We start from the raw sequence: 12,071 nt of genomic DNA, 5'->3' as shown, positions 1-12,071 counted from the left end.
AATATCCAACAATCTTAGATGCTGTACAAATTCAGGAGATCATCCCTCATCGCTATCCATTTCTTTTAGTGGATCGAATTGTAGATGTAGAATACGGGAAACGCTCTGTCGGATTGAAAAATGTAACGATGAATGAACCATTTTTTCAAGGGCATTTTCCCGGCTATCCTGTTATGCCAGGCGTATTAATTGTGGAAGCACTTGCTCAAGTCGGTGCAGTAGCAATTTTGGGTAAAGAAGAGAATAAAGGGAAATTAGCTTTTTTTGCAGGTATTGACAATTTCCGTTTTAAAGAACAAGTAAAGCCAGGTGACACCTTGCTGTTAGAAGTAGTAATGACAAGGGTTCGCGGTGCTGTTGGAAAAGGAAATGCAGTGGCGCGAGTTGGCGAAAAAGTAGTGGCAGAAGGCGAAATTATGTTTGCCATCGCCAATAAATAAGCAAATTAGACAAAGAAGAACATGGGCACATTCTGGAATTGATCTTGAATGTGCCTTTCTTTTAGAGTAAAATTGGCTACGTGCAACCTGTCTCTTTAAGGCCTACATAATAGAATTAGTGGGGGCATATATTATGAAAGTCGCGCGAATCCTGGGGGTTCCGTTTTCTACTAAAGGTTTGCAGGATACGGTGCAGCATTTGACCGATCTTGTCAGACTTGGGGAGCGTACACACGTCGTTACCGCCAATCCAGAAATCGTGATGCTATCTCAAGGAAACAAAAGCATGGCACGCTTGATGGAACAAGCCTATGTAGTGCCAGATGGCATTGGAATTATTTATGCAGCTCGGTGGTTAAACGCCCCGATACGCGAACGTGTTACAGGTGTTGAATTATTAGAGCATCTCATGATACAAGCCAATGAAAATCATTGGGGAATTTATTTATTAGGGGCTTCGCCGGATGTAAACGAGAAAGCGGCTGAAGTTCTACAGGAACGTTTTCCGCAAGCAAACATTGTTGGTCGACAACATGGATATTTTAAGCCTGAGGAAGAGGCCAGAATTGTCGCAGATATACAAGAAAAGAAACCAAATTTACTATTTGTAGCCATGGGTGCACCAAAACAAGATGAATGGATAGCAAAATACTGGGATGCACTTCCTGTTTCACTTGCTATGGGAGTTGGAGGATGCTTAGACGTCATTTCTGGTAAAGTAAAACGTGCCCCACAAATGTGGCAGCAATTACACTTGGAATGGCTATATCGCTTACTAAAAGATCCATCGAGATGGAGAAGACAACTGGCAATACCACACTTTGTCGCCACAGTGCTGTGGAGCCGTTTGAAGAAACGTTCCGAGTCTCAGTAGAGAGGGGAAACATCATGTCTGGTTATGTCTTCGGACTGTTGACTGCAATGGTTGTGGCTTTTATCGCTACACCATATGTAAAAAAACTAGCAATAAAAATTGGAGCAGTTGATGCTCCCAACGATAGAAAAGTACACACCAAAATTATGCCGCGCATGGGTGGACTTGCGATTTTTATAGGATTTGTAGTGGCGCTGTTTATTTTCTTAAAGCCTTTAACAAATGAAATGCTGGGAATCTTTATAGGTGGAACGATTGTGCTAATCACCGGGATTCTCGATGATAAGTATCAGTTGTCCCCTAAGTGGAAGCTGCTTGGGCAAATCATCGGAACAGCGGTTGTCGTAATCGGGTTTGGCTTGAAGATTGGAGTAGTGAATCTTCCATTCGGGGATGTTGGCTTAGACTTCTCCACAGGCTGGTTAGCTGTACTAGCCATTCCAATTACGATGGTATGGATTATTGGGGTCACCAATGCCATTAATCTGATTGATGGATTAGACGGACTGTCTGCTGGTGTGTCTGGTATTGCCACAGCTACTATGGGTGTTATGGCCATTATTATGAAGGATACTGGTGTTGCGATGTATTGCTTCATTTTGCTTGGAGCAATCATTGGCTTCCTTTATTTTAACTTCCATCCAGCTAAAATTTTTATGGGTGATACAGGAGCGTTATTCTTAGGATTTAATTTAGCGGCTCTTTCCATTATGGGCTTTAAAGAAGCGGTATTTGTTTCCTTTATCATTCCAATTGTGGTTCTAGGGGTTCCGTTGTGGGATACGTTCTTCGCGATTGTACGTCGTATTCTGAATAACAAACCAATTTCCAGTGCAGATAAAGGGCACTTGCACCACTGCTTGTTGAATATGGGACTCTCCCATCGAACAACAGTTATCACAATCTATGGAATGAGTGCGTTTTTTGGTGGAGCAGCTATCCTGCTTACAAAGGTAACCAACGCACAGCATACCATTTGGATGACGCTTATTATTCTGGCTGTTTTAGGGTTTGTCATTCACATGGTGACCGAAATTGTAGGCTTGGTTGGTCGTAAGCACCGTCCAATCCTCAATGCTTATGAACGTTTAAAATTAAAAGTAAGCAACTCGATGCGTCGAGGTCAATAAAAGTAAGAGCCGCTCTTCAATCAGCGGCTCTTTTTTATTTTAGACACGGATGAAAAAATTACGAACGATAAACATGGAGCCCAAGCTTTAAAAGGTAGTGACAAAAAATTGATGGATCACTTTTCATCTCCTAGACATTAGGAGAGAAAAGTAGGCAAACAAAAACGATTTATGTATGTGTTAGGGTTGAAAATAAGCGAGAAATGAACTGTTGCATGTTTGATTTTTTTAAGAAATAAATCTTTGTCTGTAAATTTTCCTTCATTAATATAGGTGCAAAGTTAGAAATAAAAAACACCTGCCGTAATTTGGCAAGTGCTTGTTCATACGAGTAAGGTCTAGTATTTCACAAATAATCCTTATATAGTTGTATAGGAAACCATTTGTCTAATAGGAAGGTGCAACCTTCAAATGGTTTTATGCGTATAGTAAGTAGATACTGGTTTTGTATAATCTTTCAAGATGTCATCCCTTTTTTATTCGGTATCTTCCTGAATGGCTTCGACGGGTAGCTCTACATACTCTTTATTTCCGAGGGTCAGTGTAGCCTTACCATTTGTAAGATCTGTGATTCGTTCGATAAAGGTTGTTTCCTCTCCTTGTGGCAACTGTACCCGAACGGTTACGGAATCGGCGTAATCAATACCTGCTACTCGGTGGTTTCCCAGTCGTAGCTCGTTTTCCACCTTCCCCCACCAATGATAATCTAATGAAATGATTACTTCTTGGTGAAGAATGTGGGCAACGATGCCGGCTGCTTTCAATGCAGTGACCGTACCTGCTGTATAAGCGCGTACCAGCCCGCCTGCCCCTAATTTGATACCACCAAAGTAGCGAGTTACGACAACAACCGTATCTTTTACCCCATTTTTCTTGATGCATTCTAATATGGGCTTTCCAGCTGTGCCGCTTGGTTCACCATCGTCGCTGGAACGCTGGATTTGGTCATTCTCCCCTATGATGAATGCAGAACAGTTATGGGTTGCGTCCCAATGCTTTTTCTTTATCATAGCGATGAAAGCAGTCGCTTCTTCTTCTGTAGTTACACGCTGTGCGTAACCAATGAAGCGGGATCGTTCAATAACGATCTCATCTTCTCCGTAGCCAGCCAGGGTTTTATAATGTTGTAACATTTGCATCACCTCATGCTACCAGCATAACGAGAAACAGAGAACCTTGCAAACGTTGTGTAATTTTTTGCAGATAGTAGACGTATTGTAAATGAGTACAAGGAAAAATGCATTTGCAATACAAGCAATTTGCATAAGAGACCTGAGTGTTGTATACAAGACTTAGGATGAAGTAAATCAAAGTCTAAGCAAATCTGTAACAAAATACGAATGATTTGCCAGAGACCAATTTACGCCAAATATGGTATGGTACTAATGTAGATAGACGTGAAAGTTTCATAAATCGAACGGTAAGAGAGAAGGAGTGTACAGATATGAATTTTCCTTATTCAAAAAAATGGGTTGCTCTAACAGTAGCAGCGATGGTTATGACTTCAGGCAGTGGACTTGCTGCGGCAGCCACTACAGCAGCACCAGCAACAACTCAACAAGTGACTGTTAAGAAGGAACAAGAAGTAGGAGCTAACGATCTTACTATTGAAAAAGCGGTACAGCTTACATTAGAAAATAATCTGGACTATAAAAAAGCAAAGATTGCTGTGGATAATGCGATGATTGGCGCAAACGCGGCTGCTTTCACTAGTACTAAAATCAAGGAAGGCATGATTGAAGATGTTGGCACTGCGACTAGTAAATATGTAGGAACGGTTAAAGCAGAGGGGCAGGAGAAGCTTGGGAAGCTTGCCTTGAAACGTTCTGAGGGTAGCTTTAAGCTAGGTGCAGAGAAACTATACTTTGATTTGTTAAATGCTGAGGATGATTTAACATTAAAAAAACAAAGTCTGGAACGTTCCGAATCTCAGTTGAAAATTGCTAATGCAGCATTTGGTGTAGGTACACGTGCAAAAACGGATGTATTGCAAGCAGAAGCAGGGGTAGCTCAGGCTAAAGCTACAGTTGCTCAAGCTGAGTCTGCAAAAGACATCGCCAGACTAGAGCTTAACAAATTTATGGGTGTAGACCTGAATAAAAAATGGAACCTACTGACAAAACAAACAAGTGAAAACGTAGAAGTGATGGATGTTGAAAAAGCAATCAACAAAGCATTAAAAGAACATGTAGACATCCTAACTGCTCAACAAGAAATTACAAACTCAGAAAAAGAACTGGAAGTCATTGAGAAGTACTCGATCCTCTCTGGATTCGGGGGCCAAAAAGCTAAGAATGACTACGAAACAAATAAATTAGCTTTAACACAAGCACAAAATCAAGTCAAAGTGGATCTCATGCAGTCCTACTACAACCTAAATTCAATTAAAACTGCACTAGAAGCCCTTAAAAAGGGTACAGAAGCTGCAACAGAGAACTATCGTTTAACTAAGTTACGCTTCGAGAACGGCTTGGCAACAGCAGTTGAGGTAGTTACTGCTGAGGAAGAGCTATCTAAGGCGGAAAACAGCTATCAAAAGAATTTGCATCAGCTAAACCTGGCTGTTATGTCATACGAAAATGCCGTTTTGCAATCAACTAAAGGTTAATAAACACACAAAAATAGGGGAATTGCCAACTGTTTGTAGGCAAACAGTCAAAGAGGGGATAGATTATTCTATCCCCTCTTTTTTGGTATGCGGTAGCAAAAATGGAAAAAGATTGTAGGTGACAATTGGAAATTCGATAATTATAATTACCTTTGTGACTCAATTCATCCAGAATTATCAACTTACGAAAAGTTTTTTAAAAAAATGTACGCAACAACCGCAACTTTTTAAAATCCTATGCGTTTAATAGTATGTCGAAGTAATTACGGTTAGATTCCTAAAAAAGGATTCACGAAGTCTAGCAACTATGATACACTAATGACTGTTGCACTTTTATGACATGATTCGCTAGTTTTGCGTAATTTATGAAGGATTTTGTTCTTTCTATATGCGATCCTGCGAAAGGGGGTGAAACGCGCTTGCAGGATTCGGGCTGGAAAAAGAAAGAGACAACTAGTAATAAGATATCCCAAAATCAATTGTTATATACTAGAGGAGGAGAACCTAAGGTTATGAAAAAGGTTGTTAATAGCTTATTGGCAAGTGCACTAGCACTATCCGTAGTTCCTGTTGTTGCAGGAGCAGAAGAAGCAGCAAAAACTACAGAAGAAACAAAAACTACTGCACCACAATTAGATCCAAGCATGGAGAAAGTTATCAAACGTTTGCAAGCACTTGGTTTGGCTGCAGGGGATGAAAAAGGTAACCTTAACCTTGACCAAACAATCAAACGTTCTGAGTTCGCTACTTTGATGGTACGTGCTCGTGGACTTGAGCAAGCTGCAAACACTGCAACTTTCAATCCATTCTTTAAAGACGTTACTGCTACTGACTGGTTCAAAGGTTGGGTTAGCATCGCAGTTAGCGAAGACCTTGCAAAAGGTTACCCAGACAAAACTTTCCGTCCAAACAACACAGTAACATATGCTGAAGCAGCTACTATGTTGGTGCGTGCACTAGGTTATGAGCCAATGGCACTTCAAAAAGGTACTTGGCCAAACAACTTCATCGCACAAGCGTCCACTTTGGGAATTTCCAATGGCGTAACTATCGATGCTAACAAACCAGCTGTTCGTGGTGACGTATTGAAGATGTTAGACAACTCTCTTCGCGTTGATCTAATGAAACAAACAACTGTTGGATCTAACAACAATCACGAAGTTCTTGCTGGTAAGAACCTTCTAACTGAGTACCTACATGTACATGTTTACGATACAAAATGGACTATGACTGATCGTAACAAACCTGAAGATCTTCCTTCAGTTTCTAACGTACCAGTAATCGGTCTTGGATCTTTGAAATACAACGAAGTAGAATTGACTTCTGACAGCAAATCTTTCTTCAACAAAGTGAAGTACAAAGTTGCTGACAGCATCAATGCTAACGACTACGCTGGTCAACGCGTACAAGTATGGATCAAAGACAAAGACAACACTGTAGTATGGATGGAAGGTTCCGAAGACGAAACAGTTGTTTTCGATAAATACAAAGCTATCCATGTTAATGGTAAAAAATTGTCTCCTTCTAAAGACAAAGACCAAATCAAAAAAGACAAGTTCGAGAAACTTACTCTAGAACTTGATAGCGAGAAAAAATACGATTTGGCTGAAGATGTAACTGTAACGTTCAACTTTGAGCGCGCTACAAAAGCATCTGATGTACAAGATGCTCTACAAAGATTGCTAGAAGCTGACGATGCTTATTCTGTTAAGCTAGTTCTTAACACTAAGAATGAAGTTCGTTACCTAAGCATCGTTGACGATCGCAGTGGCGACCAAAACTGGGTAAACAACCACTTCGGTTCTGAGCTTATCAAAAAAGTATCTGACAAGAAAGTCACTACTTTGGTAGGTAAAGATCTATCTCTTGATGGTAAAAAAGAAGGCGTTGACTACCTAGTATTCTTGGATGGTAAACCAGCTAAATTGGCTGACCTTAAAGAAATGGACGTTTACCATGCATACCGTGCAGACGGTAACAAAGACAAACTTTTAATCTTCGCTAACCGTACTGTAGTTGAAGGTAAAGTTGAAAAAGTTCGTACGAAGTCTGAAAGCGACTACCGCATCAGCATCGACGGTAAAGAATACCGTTTCAGAAATGCTTCTTTCGCGAAAGACAAAGACAAGGAAATCGAAGACACTATCTCTTCTGATGATGTTAAGAACCTTGAAGGTACAAAAGTTAAAATCTATCTTGACGCTGTAGGCCGTATTCGCCACATCGAAGGATATGAAGCTAACGATCGCAAACAATTGGCAGTTATCTCTACTTCCGGTACTTGGGATAATGTCAACGATAGATATGTCTTCAAAGTTTTCACTGAAAAAGGTAAAACTACTTCAGTTAAACTAGAAGGCAAATATATCAAAAACGAAAAAGGCGACAAGTTCAGCGACTTGAAGAAAAAAGAAGACGAACTTGCTAAAGAATACCTAACTTTGTCCAACGACAAAAAATTCATCCTTGCACAAATCGAAATGAATGCAAGTGGTGATATTGAAAAAGTTGAAATGAAAGATCCTTCTAAAGTAAAATCTCTATCCAAATCTGAATGGAGCAAAAACTCCAAGAAGAGCGATGAGACAGTTAAAATCAACGGTAAAACGTATGAATACAATAGCAGCACTGTCTTGATCGATGGAACTAAAGATCTTACTTCTTCCGGTAGCAAACCTGAACTGAAAAGTCCTAAGATCTTGAAATGGAAAGACGTTGCTGAGAAAGACGCTGAAGTTTACTACACTGTAGACGGTAGCGATCTAGAAGCAGTATTCGTTGTAGATTCCAAAGGTCTTGCATCTGGTTCTGAGTTTGGTGTGGTTACTGAAGCTTACACTAAAGGAAGCACAGACTACCTAAAAATCAAACACCGTGATGACAACAACAAATGGGTTGAAGAAGACTTCAAATATGATGGTGACAACGGCGACAAGCTTGAGAAAACTTTCATCCGTTACAGCGTAGATAGCGACAAGCTAATCGAAGAGGATGATGTTAAAATCATCGTTAACGCTCGCGGTGACGAGTACAAATACGAAACTATCAAATCTTCTGAACATGAAGATGCTGGTGTAGAAGCAGTAATTCCTGCACTTGTAACAAAAACAGAATCTAAGAAGATCTACTTCAACACTGCAGATTCTAAGAAAGAAAGCGTAAGACTTAACAAAGACGTTGTTTACTTCGACAAAGACGGTAAAGACCTTGGCGGAGTTGACACTGATGACTATGTAGTACTAGTTGATACTGATGATGATTCTGACGATATCGATTATGTATTGTATGTAATCAGCACTGACGATGCAAAAACTGAGGGTTACCTGAAGAAAGATGAAAACAAAGAAACCCTAATGGATCAATTCCTGAAACAAAAATGGAATGGTGAAAAACCAGATCCAGGTCAAGACGATGCTGATATCGACTTCACAAGCAGCAACTATGAAAAATACCCTGGTGAAACTTACCTCTACTCTGTAGCTGGTACACTTAAAGGTGAAGCAAAAGATGCTGACGAAGTGAAAATCGAAATCGGTTCTGAAACAAAAACTGTAACTGTAAAAGACGGTGCTAAATTCTCTGCTGGTCTATTCGTAGACACTGTTGAGAAAAACGCTACTGTAACAGCATACAAAGCTGGTAAAAAACTTTACTCTACAGAAGTAAAACTTTCTGCTAAGTAATTTTGGACCAATAATCATGAAGCAGATCAGAGGAAATCCCTCTGATCTGCCTAATGATTGGCTGTAATTTACAGTATTTGTACTTATTTATATATTAGAAATCCAACAATAAATCCTGTTTGGAGGGGTAGTAAGTGAAAAAAGTAGTCCTATCAGTACTTTCTACAGCGCTAGTAACTAGCATGGCAACATCCGCATTCGCTGCTTCCACTGGTTATTACCTTGGTGGCAATGTTACGAAATACTATGGAGCAGATGCATTAATTAATGCAGACGTAGCTGCTAAATTTAAAGAAGAAGCATTCAAATCTTCTCTTACTCAAGATCAAGTATTGTTTGTAAACCCACAAGGTAAAGTAGCATCTCTTAAAGACATTGTTGATGCAATCGATAATGGACAAGCAGGCAAAGACGCTTTCCGCGTAGCTACAGGTGCTGACTTTGACAAAATCGGTGGTGCAGATGGTTTCCAAACTGTTCTTGAAGACGGTACTGTAGATTCTCAAAAGAACAAAGTACCTGAGCAAGATGGACAACAACCTACTGGTGATTTGAAAGTTGAAAGCGTAAGTGCAATTAACAGCACAACTGTGAAAGTAACTTTCGCTCAAGCTGTTGCAGCTGTTGCTAAAGAAGATGTAACAGTAGTAAACAAAGATACTGGCAACAAAGAATATGTTAAAACAGTAACTTTGTCTGATGATAAAAAATCTGCAACTGTTGAGTTCTATCAATCTTTGACAAAAGGTTCTTATACTGCAACTGTAAAAGCTGGAGATAAGACATCTTCTAAAGATTTCGACTTTGTAGCTGGAGAAGTAGCTAAAGTTGAAGTACAAACTTCTCAAGTTATTAAAACTAAAAAAGATAGCAAAATCAGCTATAAATTGTTTGACGCAGCAGGAGTTGATGTAACTGCTGAAAATGAAAAACTGGTAACGTTTGAGTCTACTGCTACAGTAAAACCTGGAAATACAATCCAACTTGACAAAGATGGAGAAATTGCTTTTGTATATGTAGTTGTTACAAAAGCAGATGGAACTGTTGTAAAAAGTGATAAAATCACTGTTAAGGCTGAAGATAGCAAACCAGTTGATCTAATTAATTGGACTGTTGCTACAAGTATTCCAGATTTTAGCAATGCTGATTATAAACAAGACACTACTGTGAAAGCAGAGTCTACTTCTCCATATAAGTTCTATACAGAATTCAAAGATCAATTTGATGAAAAATTCACTGGAACTGTTCAATATGAGTCTCTTGATAAAACAGTAGCTTTAGTTGATCGTGAGGAAGGAACAGTAACTCCAATTAAAGATGGGTCAGTTCCAGTTAAAATTTCTGTTGTTAAAGATGGAAAAGTTCTTTACTCAAAAACTGTAGAAATTAAAACAGTTGCTAAAGCAGTAACTAGCAAACTTGAGTTAAAAGAAAACCAAGTAACAGTATCTTCCTCAATTCTTGCACCTAAAAATGTAGTGTTAGCATTTAAAGATCAATATGGTACAGACATTTCTTATACAGGTGATGTAGCTGTAAAGATTAAATCTGGTGATAAGGATATAATCGAATCATTAGGTGATAAGTTTACTGTTAGTGGCAACAAAGAGCTTAAGTTCGATATTAAGCCAGTAGCTGGCAAAGAGGGTACACTTGTTATCGAATTAGCTGTTGGTGAAGTAAAAACAGAACTAACTGTAAAAGTTGAAAAAGCTGGTCAAGTAGCTGACTTTAAGGTAAATGGATTTGAAAAAGAACTTGACAAAAACACTGCTAACAAGTCCCAAATGGAACTTAAAGTGTTTAGTGTAGACGATAAAGGTAATGAAGCAAAAGAGATTACTAGTGGACTGTTCTACTCTGTAACAGATGCAGCTGGTAAAGAAATTGCTACTACTGCAAAAATTGATGCTACTCAAGCTGAATTTGAAGCAGGAAAAGAATACACTGTAACTGTTAAAATGGGTGCAGATAAAAACACTGCTTACCAACTATTCTCTGATAAGTTCACAGTAAAAGATACAAAAGAACTTCCAAAAGTATCTTTGACTAAAGGAACTATTAGTGTTGATGTAACTAAAGGATCAACAATTAAAGAGAATGTTGATCTTAAAGACCTCTTTGCAGTTACCTTCACAGGTGCTGAGGCATCCGATATTACTGTAGAAGATTTTGATTTCTTAAGTGATAATGATGCAGTAATTAGTAGTATAGGTAATGCGTCAACACCTGTTAAAAAAGACGGAACAGCTTCTTTAATCATTAAATCTGTTAAGGTTAAAGTAAAAACTACCGATTATAAAGTTCAACTAAATAACGAAGTTGTGAAATTAGAAGTAAAAGGTCAAGCTGCAGCAGCTGATTTGACAGCTGCAAAAAAAGCAGTTCAAGATTTGACAACTGCAACTGGAGACCTATCTGATGCTGGCAAATTGGCTGCAGCTGAGGCACTTGTACAACCAGCTAATGATGCTGTTGCTAAACTTGCTGATGGTACAGAAAAGAAAGATCTTCAAGCAGAAATTGTGAAAGCTAACGAAAAAATTGCGGATGCTAAAAAAGCTGCTGAATTAAAAGTAGCTAAAGAAGCTCTTAAAGATGCTATTGATGCAGCTACAGACCTTCACGATAATGCAACAGCAGGAACGAATTCTGGAGAATATCCAGCAAATGCTAAAACAGCTTACAAGACTGCAATTCAAAAAGCAGAACAAGTATTTAATGAGGCAACTTCTACTAAACAGCAATTGGAAACAGCAACATCTGAACTTGCTAAAGCTACAACAGCCTTTGAAGAAGCAAAACAAAAGTAAGCCTTTAATTTTAAGAACCATAACTTCTTAAACTCAATTGAGTAAAAGAAGAAAGGAGCCTCCTAAGACAAAGCTCTCACTGCTGAGTCTAGGAGGCTCTTTACTTATCATTAAACTAGTCAGTTTTTCCACTATATTAAACTACGAACTATTTGAAAAGTATTTTATTATACTCCTATACCCATCAATAATACGATTTTTTCATATCTATACCTCTGAAAAACTTATTCAATCTATAGCAAAAATGTCATGTTGACCATTATTTTCTCTTTACCAGATTTGCTACACTATACGATTTATTTGTTGGAGGTATATTCCCTGATGTCATGACAACAATATCACGCATCAATTGAAAAGGAACCTGTCCAGACTCGTAATCCTAGTACAATGATCTCTATCAATCCTTATCTGCTCTAAAAACTCGAAAATAGGCAATTGTACCTCTATTTACACTAACTTACTCTTTTTGGAATAATATAAGCAATTATCTGTAAAAACGTTCTGAGATTCCTCTGAAGGTTCT

The 12,071-nt window shown here is 38.7% G+C and carries 7 protein-coding genes; 6 read left to right on the top strand and 1 reads right to left on the bottom strand.

Annotated elements, in window-relative coordinates; all coding sequences use genetic code 11:
- Positions 1–11 precede the first annotated feature (11 nt).
- The 3 genes from fabZ (at position 12) to GOP56_RS14580 (ending at position 2,444) form a co-directional block, all read left to right on the top strand.
- Complete coding sequence (gene fabZ / locus GOP56_RS14590; protein ID WP_035318642.1) at positions 12–440, top strand: 3-hydroxyacyl-ACP dehydratase FabZ; 429 nt, start codon at positions 12–14, stop codon at positions 438–440.
- Between the two features lie 133 nt (positions 441–573).
- Positions 574–1,314: a WecB/TagA/CpsF family glycosyltransferase gene (locus tag GOP56_RS14585; RefSeq protein ID WP_163245931.1), complete on the top strand. Its 741-nt coding sequence runs from the start codon at positions 574–576 to the stop codon at positions 1,312–1,314.
- A gap of 14 nt (positions 1,315–1,328) precedes the next feature.
- Positions 1,329–2,444 (top strand): glycosyltransferase family 4 protein, encoded by a 1,116-nt coding sequence (locus GOP56_RS14580; RefSeq protein ID WP_003334284.1) that lies wholly within the window; start codon positions 1,329–1,331, stop codon positions 2,442–2,444.
- Between the two features lie 476 nt (positions 2,445–2,920).
- On the opposite strand, the gene GOP56_RS14575 is transcribed toward GOP56_RS14580, so the two are convergent.
- Complete coding sequence (locus GOP56_RS14575; protein ID WP_163245930.1) at positions 2,921–3,577, bottom strand: YigZ family protein; 657 nt, start codon at positions 3,575–3,577, stop codon at positions 2,921–2,923.
- Positions 3,578–3,888: 311 nt separating this feature from the next.
- Here GOP56_RS14575 and GOP56_RS14570 point away from each other — a divergent pair, with 311 nt between their 5' ends.
- The 3 genes from GOP56_RS14570 to GOP56_RS14560 all read left to right on the top strand — a co-directional run bounded on the left by GOP56_RS14570 (position 3,889) and on the right by GOP56_RS14560 (position 11,548).
- Positions 3,889–5,052, top strand: a complete 1,164-nt coding sequence (locus GOP56_RS14570) for a TolC family protein (protein WP_003342359.1) — start codon at positions 3,889–3,891, stop codon at positions 5,050–5,052.
- A 512-nt stretch (positions 5,053–5,564) separates the two neighbouring features.
- Positions 5,565–8,735: an S-layer homology domain-containing protein gene (locus tag GOP56_RS14565; RefSeq protein WP_254068425.1), complete on the top strand. Its 3,171-nt coding sequence runs from the start codon at positions 5,565–5,567 to the stop codon at positions 8,733–8,735.
- A gap of 134 nt (positions 8,736–8,869) precedes the next feature.
- Positions 8,870–11,548, top strand: coding sequence for an FIVAR domain-containing protein (locus GOP56_RS14560; protein WP_163245928.1), 2,679 nt, complete (start codon positions 8,870–8,872; stop codon positions 11,546–11,548).
- The last annotated feature ends 523 nt before the right edge of the window (positions 11,549–12,071 follow it).

The organism is Brevibacillus sp. 7WMA2 (assembly GCF_010748895.1).
In the GTDB taxonomy this organism is placed as follows: Bacteria; Bacillota; Bacilli; order Brevibacillales; family Brevibacillaceae; genus Brevibacillus_B; species Brevibacillus_B halotolerans.
Note: the sequence above shows the minus strand (reverse complement) of the source record. Positions and strands in the feature narration are given on the sequence as shown.

Bases quoted from the DNA above. Each gene is read 5' to 3' on its own strand.
- GOP56_RS14585 (WP_163245931.1), top strand. From the start codon at position 574: ATGAAAGTCGCGCGAATCCTGGGGGTTCCGTTTTCTACTAAAGGTTTG.
- GOP56_RS14580 (WP_003334284.1), top strand. From the start codon at position 1,329: ATGTCTGGTTATGTCTTCGGACTGTTGACTGCAATGGTTGTGGCTTTT.
- GOP56_RS14575 (WP_163245930.1), bottom strand. From the start codon at position 3,577: ATGTTACAACATTATAAAACCCTGGCTGGCTACGGAGAAGATGAGATC.
- GOP56_RS14570 (WP_003342359.1), top strand. From the start codon at position 3,889: ATGAATTTTCCTTATTCAAAAAAATGGGTTGCTCTAACAGTAGCAGCG.
- GOP56_RS14565 (WP_254068425.1), top strand. From the start codon at position 5,565: ATGAAAAAGGTTGTTAATAGCTTATTGGCAAGTGCACTAGCACTATCC.